The sequence below is a fragment of the Streptomyces sp. NPDC104371 genome, assembly GCF_055583785.1.
On the sequence record NZ_JBVJNF010000008.1, the window covers coordinates 144,163 to 169,193 of the forward strand.

General features: G+C 72.0%; 19 protein-coding genes. 15 read left to right on the forward strand and 4 right to left on the reverse strand.

Annotation, left to right across the window (positions count from 1 at the left end):
* The first annotated feature begins 60 nt into the window (after positions 1-60).
* From ACZ60T_RS24520 to ACZ60T_RS24530, 3 genes are all read left to right on the forward strand, one after another.
* Positions 61-834, forward strand: coding sequence for a thioesterase II family protein (locus ACZ60T_RS24520; RefSeq protein ID WP_469667829.1), 774 nt, complete (start codon positions 61-63; stop codon positions 832-834).
* A 16-nt stretch (positions 835-850) separates the two neighbouring features.
* Positions 851-1,306 carry a DUF4260 family protein gene (locus ACZ60T_RS24525; protein WP_469667830.1) on the forward strand — a complete coding sequence of 152 codons (456 nt, stop codon included), beginning with the start codon at positions 851-853 and terminating at the stop codon, positions 1,304-1,306.
* A gap of 103 nt (positions 1,307-1,409) precedes the next feature.
* The gene (locus ACZ60T_RS24530; protein WP_469667831.1) at positions 1,410-2,726 is read left to right on the forward strand and encodes a cytochrome P450; all 1,317 of its coding nucleotides are present in this window, start codon (positions 1,410-1,412) and stop codon (positions 2,724-2,726) included.
* A 78-nt stretch (positions 2,727-2,804) separates the two neighbouring features.
* On the opposite strand, the gene ACZ60T_RS24535 is transcribed toward ACZ60T_RS24530, so the two are convergent.
* Positions 2,805-4,064: an FAD-dependent oxidoreductase gene (locus ACZ60T_RS24535; RefSeq protein ID WP_469667832.1), complete on the reverse strand. Its 1,260-nt coding sequence runs from the start codon at positions 4,062-4,064 to the stop codon at positions 2,805-2,807.
* A gap of 189 nt (positions 4,065-4,253) precedes the next feature.
* Between ACZ60T_RS24535 and ACZ60T_RS24540 the strand changes: the two genes are divergently transcribed.
* The 10 genes from ACZ60T_RS24540 (at position 4,254) to ACZ60T_RS24585 (ending at position 18,093) form a co-directional block, all read left to right on the forward strand.
* The gene (locus ACZ60T_RS24540) at positions 4,254-6,188 is read left to right on the forward strand and encodes an HAD-IIIC family phosphatase (protein WP_469667833.1); all 1,935 of its coding nucleotides are present in this window, start codon (positions 4,254-4,256) and stop codon (positions 6,186-6,188) included.
* A gap of 150 nt (positions 6,189-6,338) precedes the next feature.
* A complete protein-coding gene (locus tag ACZ60T_RS24545; RefSeq protein ID WP_469667834.1) occupies positions 6,339-8,144 on the forward strand; it encodes a fatty acyl-AMP ligase in 1,806 nt (601 codons plus the stop codon).
* A gap of 1 nt (position 8,145) precedes the next feature.
* Positions 8,146-9,948, forward strand: coding sequence for an acyl-CoA dehydrogenase (locus ACZ60T_RS24550; RefSeq protein ID WP_469667836.1), 1,803 nt, complete (start codon positions 8,146-8,148; stop codon positions 9,946-9,948).
* Positions 9,942-11,732 carry an acyl-CoA dehydrogenase gene (locus ACZ60T_RS24555; protein WP_469667838.1) on the forward strand — a complete coding sequence of 597 codons (1,791 nt, stop codon included), beginning with the start codon at positions 9,942-9,944 and terminating at the stop codon, positions 11,730-11,732. Before ACZ60T_RS24550 ends, ACZ60T_RS24555 begins: the two co-directional genes overlap by 7 nt.
* An 85-nt stretch (positions 11,733-11,817) precedes the next feature.
* Positions 11,818-12,105, forward strand: coding sequence for an acyl carrier protein (locus ACZ60T_RS24560; RefSeq protein WP_469667840.1), 288 nt, complete (start codon positions 11,818-11,820; stop codon positions 12,103-12,105).
* Positions 12,105-15,158: a type I polyketide synthase gene (locus ACZ60T_RS24565; RefSeq protein ID WP_469667842.1), complete on the forward strand. Its 3,054-nt coding sequence runs from the start codon at positions 12,105-12,107 to the stop codon at positions 15,156-15,158. The genes ACZ60T_RS24560 and ACZ60T_RS24565 overlap by 1 nt, the downstream gene beginning before the upstream one ends.
* Positions 15,155-16,180 (forward strand): 3-oxoacyl-ACP synthase III family protein, encoded by a 1,026-nt coding sequence (locus ACZ60T_RS24570; RefSeq protein ID WP_469667843.1) that lies wholly within the window; start codon positions 15,155-15,157, stop codon positions 16,178-16,180. The genes ACZ60T_RS24565 and ACZ60T_RS24570 overlap by 4 nt, the downstream gene beginning before the upstream one ends.
* On the forward strand, positions 16,177-16,449 hold the full coding sequence (locus ACZ60T_RS24575) for a phosphopantetheine-binding protein (protein ID WP_469667844.1): 273 nt from the start codon (positions 16,177-16,179) through the stop codon (positions 16,447-16,449). Before ACZ60T_RS24570 ends, ACZ60T_RS24575 begins: the two co-directional genes overlap by 4 nt.
* Positions 16,446-17,306 (forward strand): 2-oxo acid dehydrogenase subunit E2, encoded by an 861-nt coding sequence (locus tag ACZ60T_RS24580; RefSeq protein WP_469667846.1) that lies wholly within the window; start codon positions 16,446-16,448, stop codon positions 17,304-17,306. Before ACZ60T_RS24575 ends, ACZ60T_RS24580 begins: the two co-directional genes overlap by 4 nt.
* Complete coding sequence (locus ACZ60T_RS24585) at positions 17,263-18,093, forward strand: 4'-phosphopantetheinyl transferase family protein (protein WP_469667847.1); 831 nt, start codon at positions 17,263-17,265, stop codon at positions 18,091-18,093. Before ACZ60T_RS24580 ends, ACZ60T_RS24585 begins: the two co-directional genes overlap by 44 nt.
* On the opposite strand, the gene ACZ60T_RS24590 is transcribed toward ACZ60T_RS24585, so the two are convergent.
* From ACZ60T_RS24590 to ACZ60T_RS24600, 3 genes are all read right to left on the reverse strand, one after another.
* Entirely contained in the window at positions 18,067-20,841 is a 2,775-nt protein-coding gene (locus tag ACZ60T_RS24590; RefSeq protein WP_469667848.1) for an AfsR/SARP family transcriptional regulator, read from the reverse strand. The two genes, ACZ60T_RS24585 and ACZ60T_RS24590, sit on opposite strands and share 27 nt — an antisense overlap.
* Positions 20,842-20,849: 8 nt before the next feature.
* Entirely contained in the window at positions 20,850-21,851 is a 1,002-nt protein-coding gene (locus ACZ60T_RS24595; RefSeq protein WP_469667849.1) for an AfsA-related hotdog domain-containing protein, read from the reverse strand.
* Positions 21,852-22,028: 177 nt separating this feature from the next.
* The gene (locus tag ACZ60T_RS24600; RefSeq protein ID WP_365625579.1) at positions 22,029-22,637 is read right to left on the reverse strand and encodes a response regulator transcription factor; all 609 of its coding nucleotides are present in this window, start codon (positions 22,635-22,637) and stop codon (positions 22,029-22,031) included.
* Positions 22,638-23,102: 465 nt separating this feature from the next.
* Between ACZ60T_RS24600 and ACZ60T_RS24605 the strand changes: the two genes are divergently transcribed.
* Positions 23,103-24,389 (forward strand): activator-dependent family glycosyltransferase, encoded by a 1,287-nt coding sequence (locus ACZ60T_RS24605; protein WP_469667850.1) that lies wholly within the window; start codon positions 23,103-23,105, stop codon positions 24,387-24,389.
* Positions 24,390-24,450: 61 nt separating this feature from the next.
* Positions 24,451-25,023 (forward strand): dTDP-4-dehydrorhamnose 3,5-epimerase family protein, encoded by a 573-nt coding sequence (locus ACZ60T_RS24610; protein WP_469667851.1) that lies wholly within the window; start codon positions 24,451-24,453, stop codon positions 25,021-25,023.
* The last annotated feature ends 8 nt before the right edge of the window (positions 25,024-25,031 follow it).

The following is a 25,031-nucleotide window of genomic DNA, read 5'->3' on the forward strand; positions in this document are numbered from 1 at the left end:
GACCGCGGACCCGACCGACCCGCTCACCCCTGGACGGAACCGAGACGGAGCGACAGCGACATGACGCGATACCTGTCCCGGAGGCGCCCGGACAACGGCCCGGACCCCGCGACCCGGCTGTTCTGCTTCCCCTACGCGGGCGGCGGAGCCTCGGCATACCGGCAGTGGCAGCGCACCCTCGACGCCCATGGCGCCGGAGTCCGGGTGATGGCCGTCCAACTGCCGGGCCGGGAAGGGCGGTTCGACGAACCCAGGTTCACCGATCTGGACGCCCTCGTCGACGACATGGACGCACAGCTCGACGAGGAGTTGTCGAAGCCCCATCTCTTCTACGGGCACAGCATGGGGGCGCTCCTCGCGTACTCGCTCGCCCGGCGGCGGCAGCGGCGCGGCGCGGCCCTGCCCAGGGCGCTGCTGCTGAGCGCCTTCCGAGGCCCGCATCTGCCCGCCCCGGCGCTCGCCGACCCGGACGCCGGGGACGAGGAACTCGTCGCCGCGCTGGCGGCACTCGGCGGCATCCCGCCGACGCTGCTCGACCATCCCGACTTCCTCTCCGCGCTGCTCCCGGTGGTCCGCGACGACCTCCGGCTGTGCGTCGGCAGCACCGCCGCGCACACCGAGCCGCTACGGGTGCCGCTGCACCTGTTCGCGGGGAGCGAGGACCGGCTGGTCACCTACTCCGAGGTGCTCTCCTGGCGTCGGCACGCGGGGCGCGGCTTCGACGTGCGCACGATGCCCGGCGGGCACTTCTTCCTCAGGTCGCACGAAGACGAGTTCCTGCGTGAACTCGCCTCCCTGGCACGCGAGTACGCCACCGAGCAGGTCGTGGCATGACGAAGGAGCACGTCCCGTGACACACGACGCCACACACCACGACGCCCCACATGACGGCACGCGTCACGACGGCGCGCAGGGCGCCGTCAGGAGTTCGGCCTCGCGGCAAGTCCGCGTCGCCTGGGGGCTGTTGTCCGCCTTCCTGCTGATCTGGGTGGTGTTCGAGGCGGTGAAGTACGGCGGTTGGGCGATCGTCGCGGCGATCGCCGGTGTCATCGCACCCGACTTGTCCTTCTTCGCCGGTGGCAAGGGCCCGCACCAGCACGGCCAACTGCCCCGCAGAGCCGTTCCCTTCTACAACCTCCTGCACCGGATCCCCGTCGCCCTCGCCGTCATGCTCACCTGCCTGATCCCCGGCGTCTCGGCCGCCTCCGTCCCCCTGTTCACCTTCGGCCTGGCGTGGACGCAGCACATCACCTCCGACCGGGCCCTCGGCTTCGGCCTGCGGACCCCCGACGGCTGGCAGCGCTGACCCGACGCGACGACAGGGCGCTTTGCCCCCGCGCAAGCACCGGCTGCGAGGCTCGACGAGCCAGACAAGGAACCGCTGAGCACCTGCTTGCCGGAGGGAACGCATGGATACGACGGGCACGACGGAGACGACTGTGACGACGGACTCGGCGGACACGGCGGACGTGGAAGACATGACAGGTACGACGGGTGGGACAGGTACGACGCACAGCGGGCCGGAGCCCGGTCAACCTCTGCTGGACTACCCGTTCCACCGCCCCTCCGCCGTCGAAGTACCCCCCGTCTACGAGGAGTTGCGGGCCACATGCCCTGTCGCCCACGTCCGGCTGCCCAGCGGTGACGAGGGCTATGTGGTGACCCGCTACGACGATGTGCGTACCGTTCTCGCCGACGCGAGGTTCAGCCGGGCCGCCACCATCGCCCCCGATGCCCCGCAGCTCACCGCCACCCCTCCTGTGCCCGGCAGCCTGTTCACCACGGACGCGCCCGAGCACACCCGGCTGCGCAGGCTCGTCTCCCGCGAGTTCACCGCCCGCCGTGTGCAGAACATGCGTCCCCGGATCCAGGAACTCACCGACGCTCTTCTGGACGACATCGAGAAGCTCGACGGCCCGGTCGACCTCAACACGGCGCTGGCCTTCCCGCTGCCGGTGATGGTGATCTGCGAACTCCTCGGTGTGCCCTTCGAGGACCGTGACCGGTTCCGTGACTGGTCGGACGCCTTCGTCTCGCTGACCGCGCACACCCCGGAGGAGACCGCGGCCAAGCGCCAGCAGATGATCGAGTACCTGGCGGCACTGGTCCAGCGCAAGCGGGAGCAGCCGACGGACGACCTGATGGGGGCGCTCGTCGCCGCCCACGACGAAGAGGGCAGCCTCAACGAGTACGAGCTGATCGTCATGGCGGCGACCATCCTCGTCGCCGGTCACGAGACCACCGTCAGCATGATCGGCAAGACAGTGCTGACCCTGCTGCGCCATCCGGAACACATGGCCGCGCTGCGGGAACGCCCCGAGATGCTCGACCATGCCATCGAGGAGCTGCTGCGCGTCAACCCGATCGGTGACGGCGGCCCGCTGCGCATCACCCTGGAGGACGTCGAGGTCGGCGGGACCGTGATCCCCAAGGGCAGCGCGGTCCTGGCGGCGGTCTGCTCCGCCAATCAGGACCCCGCGCGCTTCCCCGGTGCCACCCCGAACGAGTTCGACCCCGCACGGCCCGAGGCCGTCCACCACGTCGCGTTCGGCCACGGTCCGCACTTCTGTGTGGGCGCCGCGCTGGCCAGGGCGGAGCTCCAGATCGTCATCTCCTCGCTGCTGAACCGTTTCCCCGGGCTGCGGCTCGCGGAGGACGTCGACGCCCTGGAGCTGACGACGGGGATGATGGTGCACGGCCTGACCCGGTTGCCCGTCACCTGGTAACGGAGCGGATCGGACCGGTGTGTTCCCGCCTCTCATCGGGGCGGTGACACACCGGTCATATACGGGTAGTGGGCACAGTCAGACGCGGGTGGTGGGTGACTGCGCTGCCACGACGTGCGGTCCGGGCTTCTGCAACTGGAAGTACGCGCCCCCCAGCACCCTCTCCTTCAGCCGCTGGCTGCGGTCGACCACCCGGTACAGCGAGCGGCGCAGGACACCGCCGGCTCCGTGCAGGGCGAACAGCCGTTCCTGGCGCAGTTGTAGACCGCGCGACCTGCCGACCGAGGCCTCCCGCGCCCGCTGGAACCTCTCGCTCGCCCGCAGCAGCGCCGCCGCGTCCCCACCCTCGTCGAACGCCTCGCGCACCAGAGGGGCCAGCGTCACCGCGTCGATGATCGCGTGATTGACGCCCTGCCCGAGGATCGGCGTCAGTGTGTGCGCCGCGTCGCCGATCAGGACCAGGCCCGGCATGGACCAGCGCGGCACCAACGTCGTGAAGATGTCCAGCATCGAGGTGTCGGACCAGGAGCGGATCTCGCCGCGCACCGACACGGCCAGCTCGGGGGCGAGCCGGTCCAGCCGCTCGTACAGCGCGGGCAGCCCTTGGGCCCGCAGTTGCCTCAGCCCGCCCTTGGGGATGTTGAACCCGACGCGCACACTGTCCGGGTGGGTCGGGATGAACAGCCCGTGCTGGTCGCCGCGGATCCGGATGCGATACGTACGGTCGTCCCACCCGGCCGGGAACGGCAGCTTCAGCCACACCACGTCGCGGTCCAACGGCAGCTTCGTGTACGGAAGTCGCGCCATCTCGCGGACCTTGCTGAACCGGCCGTCCGCCGCCACGGTGAGCGCCGCGCGCACCGTGATCTCGCCCTCCGGGGTGCGCGCCGCCACCCCCGTGACCGGACCGCTCCCGCCGTCCGCGCGCAGCAGACGGGTGGCCGTCGCCCGGCGCACCAGGGTGAAGTGCTCCGCGTGCTCCTTCTGTCCGAGATCCGCCAGGGCCGACAGCAGCGCCGGTTGCGGCATCTCCACCGGGTAGGGGTGCGGGTACGGGAAGCGGCGGAAGTCGGCGCGCAGCACCGTGCTGCCGGAGTCGGTGATCTCCATGCCGTGCATCTGCTGGTAGGCGCCGTCCAGTCGGTCGAGGACGCCCAGCTTGTCGAGCAGCCACACCGAGTCGGGGGAGACCGACTCGCCCCGGAAGGACCGGTCGAAGTGACCGCTCTGTTCCAGGACCACGACGGAGACCGAACGCTTGGCGAGTTCCACGGCCAGTGTGAGCCCCGCCGGACCTCCTCCGACCACACACACCTCTGCGGTCAGCTCAGTTGTCATCGTCAGCGCTGCCTTTCCGGAGGGAGTCATCCTGCGCCGATGGTCGGCAGCCCGCCTAAAGCAGCCCTTGCGGACGGTCCCCGACGGTGCGCGCGGCCCGGCGCGCACCAGGGCGCAAGCCCGTCTTTAGCACCGGACCCCAGGCTCCGCAGTGCCCGCCCGCCCCGTTGTCAGAGAGGCGAACAGACCGTGAGCACAGCAGTGACGACGCCCGCCCCGGAGGGCACCGGGCCCGTCGGCCCCCTCGACCGGCTGCGCACGCTGTACGTCGAGAGGCGGCTTGTCTCCGCGTACCCGGAGGTCCCCGGACTGCTCGCCGAACTGGCCCAGCGTGACGACGGGTTCACGCACCTCGCGCGCGCGGGCCGGTTGCTCGCCAAGCTCGCCGCCGAGGACATCGCGAAGCGGCACCCCGGCGTCGTACCCGCCACCGTCGCCGTCACGGGACACGGCACGCTCGACGGGCTGACCGCACCGCTCACCGCGGAACTCGCCCGCCACGGCGTCCCGTTGCGCCTCCATACCGGTGACCACGACGCGTGGCTGCGCGATCTCCAGGACACCGGCAGCGAGTTGTACGCCTCCGGCACCGAACTCGCCCTGTCCGTGCTCGACGCCCAGATCGTCTTCGACGAACTGCCCCTGCCCTGGGGGCCGGAGGATGTCGCCCGGACCGCCGCCGCCAAGCTCGGACTTCTCGACGCGCTCGCCACCCGCTACGACGAACACGGCGCCGGGACGCTCGTTCTCAACACCCTGCCGCTGCTGCCCCAGCACACGAACCAGCTCCTCGACCACCGTTCCCGTACGGAACTCTCCATCGCCTGGCGAGAGTTCAACGCGAAGCTGCTGCGGCTCGCCCTCGCCCATCCACGGCTGCACGTCATCGACCTGGAGCCGCTGATCGCCGAGGGCGGACCGGTGCGCGACCCACGGCTCGCCGCCTACGCCACGGTGCACCTGGGGGAGGACGTGCTCGCCAGGTACGCGCGGCAGGTGGCCCATCTGCTGCGGACGCTGCGCGGCAACGCGAAGAAGGTCCTCGTCCTGGACCTCGACAACACCCTCTGGGACGGCATCCTCGGCGATGACGGACCCGACGGCATCGCCGCCGCCACCACCTACCGCGGTGCGGCCTTCGGCCGGTTCCAGCGGGTGGTCAAGCAGATCGGCAGTCAGGGCGTGCTGCTCGCGGTGTGCAGCAAGAACGACCCCGAGCCGGTCCTGGACGTGCTCCGCACCCATCCCGACATGACCCTGCGCGAGGCCGACTTCGTCCGGATCAGCGCCGGTTGGGAGCCCAAGGACGGCGTCATCCGGGACATGGCCGCCCGGCTCGCCCTCGGTACCGACAGCTTCGTCTTCGTGGACGACTCGCCCTTCGAACGCGGCCTCGTCGCCTCCTCGCTTCCCGAGATCGCCGTGATCGGGATCGACGAGGAACCGGCCCTGCACATCGACCGGCTGCTCGCCGACGGCTGGTTCGACGTACGGGAACTGACCACCGAGGACCGGGGCCGTGCCGCGCAGTACCGCCAGGAGGCCGACCGGCAGGACCTCCAGCGGGCCACCGGCTCGATGGAGGAGTATCTGCGCGCCCTTGAGGTGAGGGTCGAGGTCGCACCGGTCCGCGACCACGAAGTGGCCCGGGTCGCCCAGATGACCCTGCGCACCAACCAGTTCAATCTCACCACCCGTCGGCTTCAGCCGCCCGACGTCCGTGAACGCCTCGATACGCCGGGCCACTTGGTGCTGGCCGTACGCTCCCGCGACCGCTTCGGTGACAACGGGGTCGTCGGAGCGCTCTTCGCCCACTGGGAGGACGCGTCCCTGCGCATCGACAACATGGTGCTCAGTTGCCGGGTCTTCGCTCGCGGTATCGAACAGGCCGCGCTCGCGGCGCTGTTGGAGCACGCTGTGGACTCGGGCGCGGCGGACGTACGCGCGAGCTACCGGCCCACGGCCAAGAACCACAAGGTGCGCGGCTTCTACCCGTCGCTCGGCTTCGTGCAGACCGTCGAACGGGCGGATGCCACCGTCGAGTTCACGCACGCACTCACCCGACTACCCGAAGTACCGGGGCATGTGACCCTCGACGCGGCCTTCCCCGACCGTGCCCGATGACCTGAACCCCACCCCCGGGGACGGCCGCCGCACCCGCGTGCCGTCCATGACGCGCAAGCGTCTCCTTAGCGCCCCGGACGACGATCGTGATGTCAGAACAACCTGTGCCGGCGCCACGCCAGCGGATCTCGGAGAGGTCAGGGAACGACGTTGACGAACTTCCGAACCTTCACGGAACTGGTTCTGGAGCGCACCGACGCCCGCAGCGCCGCGGATGCCTTCATCTTCCTGCCCGACGACGCCCGTGGCTCGGTGCCGCAGCACCTCGCGTTCGCCGGGCTCGACCGGGAGGCGCGGCGGATCGCGTCCTGGCTCCAGGAGCGCGGAGCCGCGGGCCGCCAGGTCCTCCTGCTCTTCCCGCCGGGCCTGGACTTCGTCAAGGCGTTCACCGCCTGCCTGTACGCCGGAGCCGTGGCCGTGCCCGGACCGCTGCCCGCCGAGCAGGGCCGGCACTTCGCCCGGGTCTCCGGCATGCTGCGTGACGCCGAAGCGTGCGCCGTACTCACCGACGCGGCCAACGCCCCCGAGATCTCTGCCTGGTTGGCAACAGAGGGCTTCACCGACGTACCGTGCCTGGCCACCGACGATCCGGCCCAGGGTGACGCGGACGCCTGGTACCCACCCCTGCTCGCCCCCGAGAGCCCGGCCTTCCTGCAGTACACGTCCGGCTCGACCAGCGACCCCAAGGGCGTCGTCGTCTCGCACCGCAACCTGCTCGCCAACGAGGCGGCGATCCAGCGGTCGCTCGGCACCGACACGACGACCGTGTGCGGCGGCTGGCTGCCCTTCTACCACGACATGGGTCTGATCGGACACATACTCCACCCGCTCTACCTCGGCGTCCCCACCGTCCTGATGACACCCTTCGCCTTCCTCAAACACCCCGCGCGCTGGCTGCGGATGATCAGCGAGTACGGAGTCACCGCCAGCGGCGGCCCCAACTTCGCCTACGACCTGTGCGTGCGCAGGGTCACCGACGAGCAGCTCGGGACGCTCGATCTGTCCTCCTGGACGACCGCGTGCAACGGTGCCGAACCGATCAGGGCCGAGACGTTCCGCGCCTTCACCGAGCGCTTCGCGCCCGCCGGATTCCGCCCCGAGCAGTTCTTCCCCTGCTACGGCATGGCCGAGACGACCCTGCTGGTCTCGGGCATCCCCCGCACCGCGGGCCCGCGCGTGCTCGATGTCGACGCCGCGGCGTTCGAGCGCGGCGAACTGGCCGACCCGCGCGAGGGCGCCCCCACCCGCTCCCTCGTCAGCAGCGGGATCGCGCGGGACTTCGACATCCGCGTCGTCGATCCGGAGAGCAAGGTCGAGAAGCCCGGCGGACACATCGGCGAGATCTGGATCAAGGGCGACAGCGTCGCCTCCGGCTACTGGAAGCGGCCTCGGACCAACAAGGAGATCTTCGACGCGGCGATCTGTGACGGCACGGGCGGACACGACGGCGGCGGCTGGCTGCGCACCGGAGACATGGGTGTGCTCCAGGACGGACAGCTCTATGTCACCGGCCGGCTCAAGGAGATGGTCATCCTGGCGGGCCGCAACCTCTACCCGCAGGACATCGAACGCGCTGTCCAGGCCGAGGACAAGGCCTTCGGTGCCGGTGCGGGCGCCGTCTTCTCCGTCGAGACCGACCGCGAACACCTGGTGGCCGTCCAGGAGATCCGCCCCGGCAACGTCACCGGCGACCTGCGCGCCCTCGCCGCCACCGTCCAGGCGTGCGTCAGCAAGGAGTTCAGCGTCCCCGCAGGCAACGTCCTGCTCGTACGCCCCGGAACCGTCCGCAAGACCACCAGCGGCAAGATCCAGCGGACCCTGATGCGCAAGCTCTTCCTGGAGGGCCGTATCACGGCACTGTACGAAGTCCTGGAACCGGCCGTCCGCGCCGTCATCGCCCCCACCGCGGCCGACGACGCGACCGGCGGCACACAGCCCCTGGAAGCGGTGGTCTGACATGGACCACGCACCGTACCGACTCGCCGAGGAGTTCGACCGGTTCCTCGGCGACCCCGATGACCCCGATGAGGTCTTCTCCTACGCGCGTTGCGCGGATCTCGACGAGCGGGAGGAGTTCCCCGCCGACATCTGCCGCCGCTTCGAGGAGTGGGGCCTGCCCGACCAGTACGTACCGGTGGAACACGGGGGCGGACTGCGCGACTACGAGCAGGTGCTCCAGCTCATGCGCACCGTCGCCCGCCGTGATCTGACCTGTGCGGTCGGCCACGGCAAGACCTACCTCGGCGGGGTGTGCGTCTGGGTGGCCGGTTCCGCGGAGCAGGGTGCTCGCCTCGGCGCCGACATCATGGCCGGGGTCCCGGTGTCCCTCGGACTCACCGAACGCGCCCACGGCAGCGACCTGTTGGCCGGTGAGGTGCGCACCGACGACACGGCGGCGGACACCGGGGACCACTGGCTGGTCAGCGGCGAGAAGTGGCTGATCAACAACGCCACCCGGGGGTCGTTGCTGTCGCTGCTGACCCGTACGCGGCCAAAGGCGGGCCCGCGCGGCTTCAGCGTCCTCCTCGTGGACAAGCGCCGACTGGACAAGGACACCTACCGCCACCTCCCCAAGATCCGCACCCATGGCGTCCGCGGCGCGGACATCTCCGGCATCGCCTTCGACGGCGCGCGGGTGCCGCGCGGCGCCCTCGTCGGGGAGGAGGGCGCCGGTCTGGAGATCGTGCTGAAGGCGCTCCAGCTCACCCGCACCATGTGCGCGGCCCTGTCGCTCGGCGCCGGTGACCACGGGCTCCGGCTCGGTCTGGACTTCGCCGAGCAACGGGAGCTGTACGGAAGGCGGTTGATCGATCTCCCGCAGGCCCGGCATGTGCTGACCGGCGCCGCCGCCGATGTCCTGCTGCACGAGGCGGTCGCCCTGGTCGCCGCCCGTGCCGTACAGACCCAGACCGCGGAACTCGGTGTCACCGCGGCCGTGACCAAGTACCTGCTGCCCACCGGCACCGACCAGGTCCTCGCCGACCTGGCCGGGCTGCTCGGCGCCCGTGCCTTCCTCAAGAGCGGTCACACCTACGGCCGGTTCCAGAAGGTCGAGCGCGACCACCGCCTGGTCGGACTCTTCGACGGCAACACCCTGGTCAACCTCAACTCCCTGATCAACCAGTTCCGTTCACTGGCCCGCGGCTTCCGGCGCGGCACCGGTGACACCGCGGGCAGCGACACCGCCTGCGACCTCGGCGCCCCCCTGCCGCCCCTGGACCCCTCGAAGCTGTCGCTGGTCGCCCGGCACGGCAGCGGAGTCATGGCAGGGCTCGCCTCCTGCGTCGAGGAGGTCACCCGGCGCGCGGGACCGAACCCCGCGCTCACCCCGGTGGCCGAGGCCGCGCGGCGGTTGTTCGCCGTCACCACCGCGGTGCACGCCGACATGGAGGAGTACCAGGGCGCGCTCACCGACGTCCCGCCCGCCGCCTTCGAGGTCGCGCGCCGCTACGCCCTGTGCTGGGCGGGAGCGGCCTGCCTCGGCCTGTGGACCCGCAGCGTCGACCGGATGCAGGACGACCCCCGCACCGGGCCGCTGTGGCGCGACGGCCTGTGGCTGCACACCGCCCTGGACCGGCTGCTGGTCCGCCTCGGCGAACCGGCGGCGGCCGACCGGGAGACATACGAAGCACTGCTCGGCACCCTGCGGGCGGCCCGCTCCTCGGGGCGGCTGTTCTCCCTGCTTCCTCAACAGGGCCCCGAACGGCGGCCGTTGACACCCGGTGCGGTCACCGGAGACAGGGAGAGGACACCATGCTGACCGGCACGGAGCCCGAGGACACGCACGCGACGAGCGCCGCCGTACCGGACGGTCACGGCGCACCGGGACAGGAGGCGCGCGCGGCGGCCCGCGTGGCCGAGGTGGACCGGGGGCTCGGCGACCCCACCGACGAACGCAACGAACTCTCCTACGCCCGGCTGGTCGAGGCGGACGAGGCCGGTGAACTCTCCGCGGCGGGTGAGCGCGCCCTGGACGAACTGAGGCTCGGCGCCGACTTCGTACCGACTGCCGAGGGCGGTCGCCTGGAACGGCTGGACACCCTGGTCCGGGTCATGCGGCAGGTGTTCCGCCGGGACGTCGCCCTCGGCCTCGGCTACGGCGTGACCTCCTTCATGGCCGCCGTGAACGTCTGGACCTCCGGTGACACCGCGCAGCGCGCACGCCTCGCGCGGATCCTCGGCGACGGCGGCAAGGTCTCGGTCGCCTACCACGAACTCGCGCACGGCAACGACTTCACCCGCAACGAGTTCGAGGCCCGCCCCGCCGCGGGAGGCGGGTATCTGCTCAGCGGCGCCAAGCAGGTCATCAACAACGCCGGACGCGCGGACGCCTGGGTCCTGTTCAGCCGCACCGACCCGGCACCCGGCAGCCGCAGCCACTCCGTGCTCTTCGTCGAGCGCGCGGGGCTCGACACGGACACCTGGCAGGTCCTGCCCCGCTACGACACCGTCGGTGTGCGCGGCTGCCATCTGTCCGGACTCCGGTTCGACCACACCCGCGTACCCGCCTCGTCCCTCGTCGGTGCCGCCGGACGGGGCGTCGACACCGCCCTGCGCGCCTTCCAGCTCACCCGGGCCGCGCTCCCCGGCATGGCGGTCGGCACCACCGACACGGCCCTGCGGACCGTGGTGCGCTTCGCCCTCGGCCGACGGCTCTACCGCAAGTCCGTCATGGAGATCCCGCACGCCAGGGCCACCCTGTCCGGGGCCTTCGTCGACCTCCTCACCTGTGACAGCCTCTCCCTGGCCGCGACCCGGGCCGTGCACCTGCTCCCCGAGCAGACCAGCGTCCTCGCCGCCGCCACCAAGTACCTCGTGCCGAAGCTGCTCACCGACACCCTGCACGATCTCTCCATCGTGCTCGGCGCTCGCTTCTACCTCCGCGACCACGAGCACGGCATCTTCCAGAAGCACCTCCGCGACCTGCCGGTGCTCAGCCTCGGCCACGCGGGCTCCGCGGCCTGCCAGGCCACGATCATCCCGCAGTTGTCCCGGCTCGCCCGGCGCTCCTGGTTCAGCGACGGACCCGCCCCCGCCGAACTCTTCCAGCAGAACGCGGAGTTGCCGCAGATCCCCTTCGACCGGCTCGCCCTGACTGGCGGACGGGACGGGCTCAGCGCCACACTGGTCGCCGCCGCGGACACCCCGCCCGCCGCCACCCGCGAGGAACGAGCCGTCCACGCACTGGTGTTGACGCTGGTGGACGAGTTGCGTCAGGTCCAGGAGGCGAGCCGCGCGCTCGCGCCCGAGGACCGTACGGCGCTCGCGGGCCCCGCCGCCTTCGCCCTCGCCGACCGGTACGCCCTCCTGCTCGCGGCCTCCTCGGCCATCGGCGTCCGGCAGCAGGCGTCCCGTGACGGCGGCGACGCGTTCCTCGCCGACCCCGCCTGGCTCGCCGCCGCCCTGCACCGGATCGCCCGGCGGCTCGGGCGGCGGCCCGCCGCGCTCCCGGCGTCCGTGGACGCCCGGGTGCACGAGGAAGTACTGCGCAGATTCCACGCCCGCGGCAGCTACGACCTGTACGACACCCCGCTCGTCGGCTGACGGACACCGGCCCGCCCGCCACAGCCACCGGACGACGACATCACGACCGCAAGCGAAACAGCTCACCCCCGCCGAGGAGTGCCCCATGCCCGTTCCGACCACCGCACCCACCACCGAGTCGTTGACCACCTGGTTGGCCGAGCGCGTCGCCCTCTACCTCACGCGGCGGCCCGCCGAGATCGACCCGGACGTGCCTCTCGCGGAGTACGGCCTCGACTCCGTCGCCGCCCTCAGCCTGTGCGGAGACATCGAGGACGACTTCGACCTCGTGATCGAGCCGACGGCCGCCTGGGACTACCCGACCGTCCACGCGCTCGCCGGCCACCTCATGGCGGAGTTCGCCGCCGACACCGCGCAGGGCGGCGGCGCCTGATGGAGCCCATCGCCATCGTCGGCATCGACTGCAGATTCCCGGGGGCGCCCGACACCGGCGCCTACTGGGACCTGCTGATGCGCGGCGCGGACGGGGTGGGGGAGATCCCCCGACAGCGGTGGGACGCAAAGGAGTTCTACGCGCAGGCCGGGGACGCGGGGCACGCCAACACCACCGAGGGCGGCTTCATCGCCGATCCGGACGCCTTCGACCACGAGTTCTTCACCGTCTCACCGCGCGAAGCCGCCGCCATGGACCCGCAACAGCGGCTGCTGCTCCAGTCCGCGTGGCGGGCCGTCGAGGACGCGGGGATCGCGCCACGGACCCTCGCCGCCACCCCGACCGGGGTCTTCGTCGGCATCATGGGCAACGAGTGGGCGCATCTGCACCTCACCGACTACGGCAATGTCACCCCGCAGACCGGCTCCGGGAACGGCTACTGCATGACCGCCAACCGGATCTCGTACCACCTCGATCTGAAGGGCCCCAGCCTCGCCGTCGACACCGCCTGCTCCTCGTCGCTGGTCGCCACACATCTCGCGGTCAACGCGCTGCTGTCCGAGGAGTGCGACCACGCGCTCGTCGGCGGCGTCAACGTGGCCCTCACCCCCGCGCTGTCGATCTTCTACACCCAGGCCGGGCTCTCCGCACCCGACGGACGCTGCAAGCCCTTCAGCTCCGAGGCGAACGGCATCGGCCGCGGCGAGGGCGTCGGCGTGGTCGTACTGCGCAGACTGCGGGACGCGCTCGCCGACGGCCAACGCGTCTACGCCGTCATCCGCGGCACCGCCGTCAACCAGGACGGCCGCAGCAACGGGCTGACCGCGCCCAACCGTTGGGCCCAGCAGGACGTACTCGCCGCCGCGTACCGCAGGGCCCGCGTCGAACCCGCCGACGTGGTCTTCACCGAGGCGCACGGCACCGGCACCGGCCTCGGCGACATGATGGAGGTCAAGGCACTCGGCCACCACCACGCGGGCCGCGCCGACACACCCATGGCGCTCGGCTCGGTCAAGGGCAACATCGGCCACACCGAGGGCGCCGCCGGGATCGCGGGACTGATCAAGGTCGCCCTGTCCCTGCACCACCGCGTGGTCCCCACCAGCCGCTTCGCGGCCAAGGAGAACAGACAACTCGCCCTGCGCGACCACGGGTTGCGACTCCTCAAGGCACCGCTGCGGCTACCCCCCGGCCCCACCGTCGCCGGACTCAGCAGCTTCGGCATGGGCGGCACCAACGCCCACGCCGTCCTGGAGTCCGCGCCCGCCGCGCGCCCCCGACCGGCCCACCGCGCCACCCCGAGCGGGATCGGCGCCGCCGTCTTCACCCTCACCGCACCGAACGCCGACGCGCTGCGCCGCAACCTGCTGACCCAGGCGGACGCGGCGGCGGCCCGCCGGGTACCGCTGGGCCCGCTGGCCAGATCCGCCAACCGCGTCAAGGCCGGCCACCGGCACCGCTTCGCGACCACCGCCACCGACACGGGTGAACTCGTCGCCGCACTGCGCGAGTCGGCCGCCGACCCCGCCCTGCTGGCCCGGCTCACCGGCAGCCCCACCGCCCGGCCGCGCGTCGCGTTCCTGTTCAGCGGACAGGGCTCGCAGTACCCCCGGATGACCGCCGCACTGTACGAACAGTCCCCGCTGTACCGGCACTTCCTCGACGAGGCCGACGCCGCGCTGCTCCCGCACACCGGGCGGTCCGTGCGCGACCTGCTCCGCACGGGCGACGAAGCGGTCCACCGCACCCGATGGACACAGCCCGCACTGTTCGCCGTCGGCTACGCCCTCGGCCGGACCCTGACGGAACTCGGCGCACACCCCGCCATGCTTCTCGGCCACAGCGTCGGCGAGTTCGCCGCCGCCGTCCTGGCGCGGGCGCTCCCGCTGGACGGCGCCGCCCGGCTGGTCGCCGCGCGCGGCGCGCTGATGGAGGAACTCCCCGCGGGCGGCGGCATGTTGGCCGTCCGGGTCGCCCAGGAGGACCTGGCGGCGCGGATCGAGCGGGAACCCCTGATCGGCCTCGCCGCGATCAACGGCCCCACGTCCACGGTGCTCTCCGGTGACCTGGACGCCCTGGAACGGATCGGCGCAGAGATCGCGGCCGAGGGAGTCACCACCCGCAGACTCCAGGTCTCGCACGCCTTCCACTCACCGCTGATGCGGCCCGTGCTGGCCCGCTTCGCGGCGATCGCCACCGAGGTCGGCGGGGGAGTGCCCGAGATCCCCGTGTACTCGACCGTACGCGGCCGGATGCTCGACGGCGAGGCGATGGGAGCGGCGTACTGGGTCGAACACATCGGCGCCACCGTGCAGTTCGGCGACGCGGCCACCACGCTCCTCGCCGACGGCTCGACCCATCTGGTGGAGATCGGTGCCCGGCCGGTGCTCTGCGGGATGGTACGTCGCCTCGACGGCCGCGCCCCCGGCACGGGCCCGGCCCATGTCCTGCCGGTGCGCGGCCCCGAGTCCGGCGGCCGGGAACTCGCCGACGCCGTCGCCGAGTTGTACCGGGGCGGCGTCGAACCCGACTGGGACGCCGCGTACGCGCCCGAGGAACGCGTCCCGCACCCGCTGCCGCCGTACACCTTCTCGACGGAACACCGCTTCTGGGCAAGGAATCCGGTACGGGCCCCCGGAACGGTCGCCGTCCCGGCGGACGAGCCGGTCGCCCCCGCGTTCGTACCGCGTCAGCAGCCGCGGACCTCCCTCGCCCTCGACCTGCCGGGCCGCGCGGCGGACCCGGTCGCGGAAGCCGTCCTCGACGCCGTCCGGCTGGTCGGTGGCTACGCCGACGCCGAAGTCGGCCCCCACGACCGGCTCTACGAGGATCTCGGCTTCGACTCCGTCATGGTCATGGAACTCAAGAACCGGCTGGAGGACCGGCTCACCGGCATCGGCACCCTCACGGTCCAGGACCTGCTGCCCCGGCTCTCCTCGGTCGGCGACCTCATCACGTTCCTGCGTGAACTCGGCGCCATGGAACCGGACTTCGAGAGCCTTGGCGACATGGCGGAGAACCGAGCACTCAGGCAAGAGGAGAGGACCGCATGACCACCGCGACGACGACCTGTCTGGCCTCCGTCGGCACCGCACTGCCCGGCGACCCCGTGGACAACGCCACCCTGTCCAAGGTGCTCGGCATCAACGAGGACTGGATGGAGGTCTTCATCGGCACCAGGACGCGCTACTTCGCCCGGGACCTCGGCACCGGAGAGGTCCGCTGGTCGCTCGCCGACCTGTGCGCGCAGGCCGCCGAGAAGGCACTCGCCGCCCCGGACACCGACCCGGCCGAGATCGAGTTCATCGTCCTCGGCACGGCCACCCCCGACACCCTGATGCCCGCCACCGTCAACCAGGTCGCCGACCAGCTCGGCCTGGACCAAGTGCCCACCTTCCAGCTCCAGTCCGGCTGCGCCGGAGCGGTACAGGCCCTGGACGTCGCCCGGGCGATGATCGCGTCCGGCCGGTTCCGCACCGGTCTCGTCATCGGCGGCGACGTGTGCAGCAAGCACCTCGACCTCCAGCGCGACCTGTCCGCCGCCGCCCCCGGCGACCTCGTCAACCACGTCCTGTTCGGCGACGGCGCGGGCGCCGCCGTTCTCACCGACGAGCCGCGCGGTCAGCGACTCGCGCTGCGCCATGTCCTCAACCGCTTCACCGGGCTGGGCCGCGCGCCCGGTCAGATCATCGAGTGGTTCGGGCTCGCCGACCGCCACGACGACCGGCAGGCCCTCACCGAGGACTACAAGGCCATCGAGGAGTCCGTGCCCGTCATGGCCGTCGAGATCCTCTGGGAGATCCTCGGCGAACTCGACTGGGACGCCGAGCAGTTGGACTATCTGCTGCCACCCCAGTTGTCCGGCCGGATGACCCGTCGCATCACGGAGGAACTCGACGTGCCGACCGCGCGGGACATCTCGTGCGTCGCGGACACCGGCAACAACGGCAACGCCCTGCCCTTCCTGCAGATCGAGAAGCTGCTGGAGCGGATGTCCCGCGGCGAGCGGGCCCTCGCGGTCGCCGTCGAGTCCAGCAAGTGGATCAAGGCCGGCTTCGCCCTGGAGAAGATATGAGCATCGACAGCACCGCCTCCGCGCCCGCACCCGCTGCGGGTGGTCTCGACCTCGACGCCTACGTCCGGCTCGTCAACGACGAGGTCGGCATGCCGCTCGCACCCGACCAGGTGGCCCACGACTTCGACGAACTCCCCGAGTGGGACTCGCTGTACCTCCTCAAGCTCGTCACCGCCCTGGAACTCGCCCTCGGCCGCAGGGTCCCGGTCGCCGAGGTCCTTCAGGCCCGCAGCCTCGAGGAGATCTACGGACTGGCGGTGAGCGGGTGACCCCCACCGTCACCGTCGAACGGCGCCGCCGCCACACCCTGTACTTCCTGGAGTGGGCGGCGGCCCAGCGGCCCGTGCACCTCGACACCGACATCGACATGACCCGCGTCCAGGCGCACCGCGCCGCCGCCCGCGACCACGGCCGACGCTACTCGGTGGTCAGCTATCTGCTGTACGCCGCCGGGCGGGTCCTCGACCGCCACCCGCAGGCCAACGCCGCCATGGCCCCCGGCTGGCCCGGACTGCTGCGGCGCCCGAGAACCGTCCGCTTCGACGGCGTCACCGCCAAACTCGCCCTGGACCGGCCGGTCGAGGGCGAACGCACCGTGCTCTCGGCGCTCGTTCCCGGACTGGAGGCGGCGAGCCTGCGCGAGATCCAGGAGCGCGTCGACCGCTACCGGGGCGAACAGGCCGCCGAACTGCCCGAGTTCAGGGGCGTACGCACGCTCGGCAGACTTCCGGTCCCGCTCGGCAGGGCCGCCTTCGCCGCGGCCCTGCGCGATCCCCGCAGGCGTGCCGGTGTGTTCGGCACCGTCTCGGTCAGCTCGCTCGGCCACCGCAGCGTCGACGGCTTCCACTCGGCCGGTGGCACGGCCGTGACCCTCTGCGCGGGCCGCGTCGTGGACCGGGCGGTGGTGCGCGACGGCGTCGTGGTGCCCGCGCCCATGATGCGGCTCGGCCTCACCTTCGACCACCGGGTGATCGACGGCGCGACCGCCGCCGATGTGCTCTCCGATCTCCGCCACACGCTGGAGGCCTTCGATGACGGCACCTGGGCGCAGAACCCCGGGCCGGACTCTCGGGGAGCCGCTCGTGCTCCCCGGCCCCTCGGCGGACTGGAGCAGGGTACGCGCTGACCTGCGCCGACACGGTGCCGCGCTGGTCTGCGCCCACCCGGACGACTGGGGCCCGGACCAGGCGGACGCGCCACGGCTGCGCGCACTGCTGGGCCACGACTGGGACCGCTACCGCGAACTGACACACCCGCTGGTCCGTACCCGGTTCGCCGCCTCCCGCCTCCTGCTGAAGTCCGCCGCCGCAGCCGCGCTCGACGTACGACCCGAGGCCGTCGAACTCGGCTACAGCCTCACCGGACGCCCCGGCCTGCGCGGCTACGACGGCCTGGACATCAGCCTCAGCCACACCGACGACCTGCTGCTGGTCGGCCTGGCCGACGGCGCCACCATCGGCGTCGACGCCGAGCACCGCGACCGCGCCCTGTACGGGCCGGGGCTGGTCCGGCACATGTGCACCCCGTACGAGAGGGAGCGCATCGAGGCCCTGCCAGCCGCCGAACGCAACCCCGCCGTACTGCGCCTGTGGACGCTGAAGGAGGCCTACAGCAAGGCCCTCGGACTCGGCCTGCTGTTCCGCTTCACCGACTTCGGATTCAGCCCGGACCGGGCGCCCACGGACGTGCTGCGCCCCGACGGCACCCCCGCCACCGTCGGCGCCTGGGCCTTCCGCTCCCTGTCGGTCGCGGACCACACCGTCGCCGTCGCGGTACGCGACGCGGGCTTCGGCCGCGCGACGGACACGGCGGCGGCCACCGCACTCGACCCGGCTCTCGTGGACGCCCTGACGGGGGCACATGGGGAAGAGGAACAGGCGGGATCCTCACCCGGCGCGCTGGACCGGCCGTGACGGGAGGAAGAGCCAGATCCCGGGCCGGACTTCGAGCGGGACCGAGGACACGGCCGCCGACCGGTCCGACGCGAGCGCCGTACGGAGGGCGGACGCCGTGCGCCGCGCGTACTCGATCCAGCGGTGGTCACCGGCGGAGCGCGCCGCGCTCGCGCACTCCTCGAGGCGGGCGAGCGCCTCCTCGTGGCGGCCGTCGCGCTGGGCCACCAGCGCCAGCCCGCGCAGCGCCTCGGCCGATCCCCGCGCGTCGTCGTCCGACCGGCTCACCGACAGGGCGTGTTCGTAGGCCCGTTCGGCCTGCGCCGTCCGCCCCATGCCGAGGAGCACGTCCGCCTCGGCGGACAGACAGCGGCCCGCCGCCGTCCGGTCGCCGTGGCGGGTGAACAGATGCCAGGCGAGGCGGTACCGGTCGAGCGCCGACGAGGTCCGGCGGCGCTGCCAGGCCAGGTCGCCGAGGGACCGCAGGATCACGGCCTCCGCGTGGACGTCACCGGACCGGCGGGCCGCGTCCAGCGCGAGGTCGTGCGTCGCCTCCCATTCGTCCCACAGGGCGCCCGCCTCGTAGTAGCCCGCCGCGGCCGAGGCCAACGAGCAGCACAGACTCCACAACCCGTGCGCGTGGGCCTGCCGTACGGCTTCCGACAGGCCCGCGGACTCCTCCTGGAACCACCGCAGCGGCGCGCCGCCGACCACCTCCGCACCGGAGAGCGCAGTCGCGGCCAGGGGCTCGGCCTTGTCGGCGAGCCGGTCCCGGCCGGGCGCCAGCCGCGCGTCCGCGTGCCGGGCCAGGGCGAGGAAGGCACGGCACAACCGCTCCACGGCCGCGGGCCCTTCCTGCGGAGACTCCTGCGCCAGCACCTCTAGGGACAGTGAGCGCAGCAGCGCGTGGAAGCCGTAGCGCACCGGGGTCAGCCGCCCCGGCCGCCGCCGTGCCTCCAGCAGATGGGCCCGTACCAGTTCCTCGGTGAGCCGCTCGGCCTCCGCCCGGTCCGTGGCGAGCAGCGCCGCCGCGCTCCACAGGGCGAAGTCGGGCAGCGCGGCCAGCCCGAGGATCCGGAACGCGTGCCGGGCCTCCTCGCCCACGTCGAGGTAGGCGGTCAGCAGACTGCTGCGTACGTCGAGGTCGCCCAGCGACAGCGCGGCCAGCCGGGTCCGCTCGTCGCGCAGTCGTCGGGCGAGCCCGGCGGCGGTCCAGTGCGGACGGGCGGCGAGCCCGGCGGCGGCCACCCGAAGGGCCAGCGGCAGTCGGCCGCAGAGCCGGGCGATCTCCTTCGCCGCCTCCGGGTCGTCCCGCATCCGCTGTCCGCCGCATGCCGCGAGCAGGGCCTCGGCCTCCTGCGCGGAGAGCACGTCGAGGGCCAGATGCCGGACGCTCTCCAGCGCCCCGAGCACCTGACGGCTCGTCACCAGCACCGTGCTGTCCGGCACGGCCGACAGCACCGGCCGGATCTGGGCCTCCGAGGCGGCGTCGTCCAGGACGATGAGCATCTTGCGGCCCTCGGTGCGACGGTGCAGCAGTTCCGCGACTTCCGCCTCGGACAGCGGCAGCGGATCCGCGCCGGAGTCCGTTCCCGCGGCGGCTCCTGTCGGCGTCCCGCGCAGTCGGCGCAGCAGCGTCGCCAGGGCGGCCCGCGGTTCGACGGGCCGCCCACCCGCGTCCCGCAACGTCACGAGCACGCGTCCGTCGGGGAACCGGTCCCCGGCGTCGTGGGCCAGTCGCACGGCGAGCGCCGTCTTCCCCGCGCCCGCCCGGCCCGACAGCACCAGCACCTTGTTCCGCGCCGCCGGATCGGACGCCAACAGCCGCTCACCGAAGGCGAGTTGGTCCTCGCGCCCGGTGAAGTCCGACACGGCGGGCGGCAGCCACACCGTGGGCCCCGTGTCCCGGCCGCCTTCCGTGTCCCGGCCGCCTTCCGCGGGCCTGCCGGGTCCGCCGACGCCGGATCCGCCGACGGGGGCGAGCCGGTGCGCGGGCTCGCGGTGCCAGGCCAGCGAGGGGTCGGAGGCCAGGACCCGCTCCAGCAGCCTGCTGAGCACCGGGCCGGGCTCCACCCCCAGTTCGTCGACCAGCGACCGTCGCGCCTGGTGATAGACCTGTAGGGCGTCGGACTGCCGGCCGCAGCGGTAGAGCGCCACCATCAGATGGCAGTGCAGCGTCTCCCGGAGCGGATGTTCGTGCGCCAGGGCCATCAGCTCACCGACCAGTTCCTGGTGCAGCCCGAGCCGCAGTTCGGCGGAGATCCGCTGTTCCAGCACCTCCGCGCGCAGTTCGTTCAGTCTGATCGCGGAGGTCTCCAGCGAGGGCCCGTGCGGTACGCCCGACAGCGCGGGCCCCGTCCACAGTCCTAGCGCGCGGCTCAACGCCTGCGCGGCGGCCCCGTACTCGCGGCGGCCGTACGCGGCCCGGCCCTCGGCCCGCAGCGACTCGAAGACGGTCAGATCCAGGTCCTCCGGGGCGATCCGCATCAGATAGCCGGGAGGCCGGGTCAGCAGCGGCTGCACCGGGCCCGTCTCCACGGCGGCCTCACCGCTGTCCGCCAGCAGGGCCTTGCGCAGTTGGGACACATACACCTGGAGGGTGGTGGTGGCCGTGCGCGGTGGTTCCGCGCCCCACAACTCGTCGATCAGGGCATGGGTCGACACCACCGTGTCGCTCTGCACCAACAGGGTGGCCAGGACCGCGCGCGGCTTGGCCGCGGACGGCGTACGAGGCGTCATGCGCACGGGGCCGAGCACGCGGTATCTCATCGCGCGGCTCAGCAGTCCTGGAGCACGGACGCGGAGATACCCGCCACGACCCGGCCGCCCTGGAGGAACGACAGCCTGAGGCCGATCACCGGGCGGCCCGCCTCGTCACGGGACACCCGCCCGTCCGTACGCCGTCCGTCCTCACGCACCGTGCAGCGCAGCGGCAGGCCGGGCTCGGCGAAGCCGCGGAACGTGGCCTGCCAGCGGGACAGGACGGCGTGCGAGGGGACGAAGCCGCGCAGCTCCGCGGCGGCGAGCAGCCCCACCTGGCGGGACACCTCCAGGAACAGCATCGGCGGCATCTCGTCCGGCGCGTCGGGGGCGTCGAACCGCAGCTCCGCGGCTGCCCTGGCGTCGACGGCGAAGGCCAGTCCCTCGCCGCCGTCCGCTCCGGTGCGCTCGGGCAGTCCGACCAGGACGTTACGGCTGTCCTCGTGACCCACCTGTTCGGGCAGTGGCGCACCGGGGGAGACCGGGACACTGTCCCCGGCTGCCTCGCCCTGCCGCCGCCAGGGCACACGATGGCTGTCGTAGACACTCTGGGCGAGGAAGACCAGCCGCGCCGACGCGGCACCGCAGCGCTCGCCGTCGATGAGGACGGCGGCCTGGCACTCCAGCCCGCGGGGCACACCGCCCGCGACATCGAGTGGTGTCATCGCGAGTTCGAGCGCGATCCCGGCTTGTGTGTCGCCGCGGCGCCAGGCGTCCAGGGACGTGACCGTGGCACTGGCGGAGGCCACCACGGGGTGCAGGCCTCCCGGCACTCTGAAGTACCGGCGCGCGGCGAACAGCATCGCCTGGCGCAGTGACTCCATCGGGAACAGCAGGTCGTGGTACGGCGCGGCACAGGCGCCGAACAGTGGGTGTTCTTCGGGGAGTTCGGCGGAGAACGCGAAGTTCTGCCGTACCGGTGCGGCCATCTTGAGGAGGAACGCCTCGGGGCTGGCCGGTCGGTGGACCAGGTGGTGCGGTCCGAGGAAGGAGGGGGACGGCGCGGTGAAGGTGTTCATGTGGGGGTCCTCTGCGGCGGTGTCCGGGTCGAAACGCGTGCGGGGGACGTGCGCTTGACGGGGTGCACACTGCCCGATTCCGCTGAAGGACCGGGGAAGCCGTACTGAAGAGTAGCCAGCCGTCACCCGTCGCCTTCGACGCGCGGCCCGCTTCGACCGGACCCCGCCACGGTGCCGTCAGTGCAGCCAGTCCGCGTCCCTCGCGATCCGGATCGCGTCCACGCGGTTACGCGCGTTGAGCTTGGCGACGATGACGGTCAGGTAGTTGCTCACCGTCCCCGCCGACAGCCGCAGCATGGAGGCGATCTCCCGTGCCTCCGCGCCTTCCGCCGCGAGCCGCAGTACCTGGGTCTCCCGGTCGGTCAGGGGGCTCTCGGACTCTCCCCAGGCGGCCAGCGCCAGTTCGGGGTCGACGGCCCGGTAGCCCGCCGCCACCCGCCGCACGGCGGAGGCGAGTTCGGCGGACGGGGCGTCCTTGAGCAGATAGCCGGCGACCCGTGCCTCCAGGGCCCGGCGCAGGGTGCCGGGGCGGCCGAGGCTGGTGAGGATGAGGGTGCGGCACTGGGGGAGCAGTTCGCGCAGTCGGGTGGCGGCCGACAGGCCGTCGACGCCGGGCAGATCGATGTCGATGACGGCCACGTCGGGCCGGTGCTCGAGCGCCATGTCGACGATCTGGTCGCCTCGTTCGACCTCGCAGACCACATCGAGGTCGTCGTGGAGGTTCAGCAGGGCGACCAGGGCGCCGCGGACCATGTTGACGTCCTCGGCGATCAGTATCCGTATCACGGGGCTTCCCTCCGCGGTGCGTGAGGGCCCGGATCGCGGCGAGGTGTCGTGATCCGTACCGTTCTTGGAGCGGTGCGCGATCATCTGCACGGCCTTTCGCCTATATGTGCGCCATCCTGCGTGAATGATAAGTCAACGTTGCGGAAATCAGGCCGCGGTAAGCACGAATGTCCGGACGCTCAACTCTTTGTACGGACCTATCAGTTCACCCCGGGGGCAGGGGTATGTCGAAAATCCAACCCTGACCCATTCGTTCCCGGAAGTGCCGCATACGAGAACGCTGATTTCGACCTCCGCGTTACCGAGTTCGGGGCCGCTCCGGTCGATCGGGATCGGTATGCGGGCCGTCAGGGGTGTCGGTGGCTCCTCACCCGCCCTGCACAAGCGGCTCTTTAGAGCACCCTCGCAGGATTCGTGCGAACAGCATGCGTCGGCGTCGGGCCGACCGTCTCGGAGAGGTCAGCGATGCGCGTTCTTTTCACCATCTTTCCGACAACCGCACATCTCTATCCGGCCATCCCGCTGGCATGGGCGTTGCAGAGCGCCGGTCATGAGGTCGTGGTGGCGAGCCCCGAGGGCGTGGTCGACCCGAACGTGATCGACCGCGTCACCTCGGCCGGTCTCACCGCGGTGTCGCTGGGCGGCAGAGAGGAACTCACCGCCTCGCTGGCGCCGTTGATCGCCGGAGCGGGCCCCGACCGGCCCACCCTGGCGCTCGACCCCGACGACGAGAACGCCTGGCGCACGACCCGGGCCGTACTCGCGGGCATGTTCCACGCGTACTACCCGCCGGAGTCGGCGCCGGGCGGACGTCGGCCGGTCCTGGACACGCTGGTGGAGTTCGCCCGGGAGTGGCGCCCGGACCTGGTGCTGTGGGACCCGCTGGCACCGACCGGCGCGATCGCCGCGCGCACCTGCGGCGCGGCCCACGCACGCCTGCTGTTCGGCATGGACAACATCGGCCTGATCCGCGCCAAGACCCGCCAGGAGCTGGCCGATCCGTCCTCCGGCCTGACCGAGGACCCCTGGATGTCCTGGCTGGGCCCGGTGCTGGAGCGCTACGGCCTCGACTTCACCGAGGAGACCCTGGTCGGTCAGTGGTCCCTGGACCTGACCCAGTCCCGGATGCGCCACCCGCTGGACCTGACCTACGTTCCGGTCCGCCGGGTCCCGTACACCGGGGCCGCCACACTTCCCCCGTGGCTGCACTCCCGGCCCGAGCGGCCCCGCGCGGTGCTCACCCTCGGGGTGAGCCGCCGACTGCTCGCCGGTCGCCACAGCGGCTTCCCGATGCGGGAGTTCTTCGACTCGGTGGCCGACCTGGACCTGGAACTGGTCGCCACCCTGAACGGCGAGCAGTTGGACGCCGTGGGCACGCTCCCGGACAACGTCCGCGCCCTCGACTACGTACCGCTCAACCAGGTGCTGCCCACCAGCTCGGCGATCATCCACCACGGCGGTGGCGGGACGTTCGCCGCCGCCGTCGCGTTCAAGGTGCCGCAGTTGGTCGTGCCGCTCCCGATGTGGGACGAGACGGTCACCGCGCGGTACGTCGTCCGCCGCGGCGCGGGACTGGCCGCCGACCCGGCGGCGATCGACGTCGACAGCATGCGCAAGGACCTCGTCCGGCTGGTCGAGGAGCCGTCCTTCCAGCTCGGGGCCCGCGCCCTGTACGCGGACATGCTGGCCGCCCCGGCGCCGAAGGATGCCGTCCCGGTCCTGGAGCGGCTGACCGCGGAACACCGCGACTGAGCGGCCGAACCCGCCGGACCTTCGCAGCACGACGAGTTCAGACAGAGAGGGCGAGCGAGCCGTGCGCATCGAGGAGACCGGCATCCCCGGCACCTATGTGATCGAGCCGGAACACTTGCCCGACGACCGGGGCGTGTTCTACGAATCGATGCGGTCCGACGAACTGGAGCGGTCCGCGGGGGTCCTCTTCCGGCCCCGTCAGATCAACTACTCGGTGTCCCGACGGCACACCCTGCGCGGCATCCACAGCGTGCGCATCCCTCCGGGACAGGCCAAACTCGTCACCTGCGTCCGGGGCGCGCTGCGTGACATCGTCGTCGACCTGCGGGTCGGTTCGCCCACGTTCGGCGCGCACCGGGTGACCGAACTGGACGCCGCCTCGGGCCGGTCCGTGTACGTACCCGAGGGCGTCGGCCACGGCTTCCTCGCACTCACCGACGACACCTGCGTCTGCTACGTCGTCTCCACCACCTACGTCCCCGGCACACAGATCGACATCAACCCGCTCGACCCCGACCTGGACCTGCCCTGGGAGTGCGCCGGGACACCGCTGATCTCGGACAAGGACGCGCATGCGCCCCTGCTGGCCGAGGCCCTCGCGGCGGGCCTGCTGCCCGGCTTCGACATCGCCTGACCGGGCGT

Coding starts and splice junctions, on each gene's coding strand:
- ACZ60T_RS24530 (WP_469667831.1), top strand. CDS start 1,410: ATGGATACGACGGGCACGACGGAGACGACTGTGACGACGGACTCGGCG.
- ACZ60T_RS24520 (WP_469667829.1), top strand. CDS start 61: ATGACGCGATACCTGTCCCGGAGGCGCCCGGACAACGGCCCGGACCCC.
- ACZ60T_RS24605 (WP_469667850.1), top strand. CDS start 23,103: ATGCGCGTTCTTTTCACCATCTTTCCGACAACCGCACATCTCTATCCG.
- ACZ60T_RS24575 (WP_469667844.1), top strand. CDS start 16,177: ATGAGCATCGACAGCACCGCCTCCGCGCCCGCACCCGCTGCGGGTGGT.
- ACZ60T_RS24590 (WP_469667848.1), bottom strand. CDS start 20,841: ATGAGATACCGCGTGCTCGGCCCCGTGCGCATGACGCCTCGTACGCCG.
- ACZ60T_RS24560 (WP_469667840.1), top strand. CDS start 11,818: ATGCCCGTTCCGACCACCGCACCCACCACCGAGTCGTTGACCACCTGG.
- ACZ60T_RS24550 (WP_469667836.1), top strand. CDS start 8,146: ATGGACCACGCACCGTACCGACTCGCCGAGGAGTTCGACCGGTTCCTC.
- ACZ60T_RS24555 (WP_469667838.1), top strand. CDS start 9,942: ATGCTGACCGGCACGGAGCCCGAGGACACGCACGCGACGAGCGCCGCC.
- ACZ60T_RS24565 (WP_469667842.1), top strand. CDS start 12,105: ATGGAGCCCATCGCCATCGTCGGCATCGACTGCAGATTCCCGGGGGCG.
- ACZ60T_RS24595 (WP_469667849.1), bottom strand. CDS start 21,851: ATGAACACCTTCACCGCGCCGTCCCCCTCCTTCCTCGGACCGCACCAC.
- ACZ60T_RS24535 (WP_469667832.1), bottom strand. CDS start 4,064: ATGACAACTGAGCTGACCGCAGAGGTGTGTGTGGTCGGAGGAGGTCCG.
- ACZ60T_RS24570 (WP_469667843.1), top strand. CDS start 15,155: ATGACCACCGCGACGACGACCTGTCTGGCCTCCGTCGGCACCGCACTG.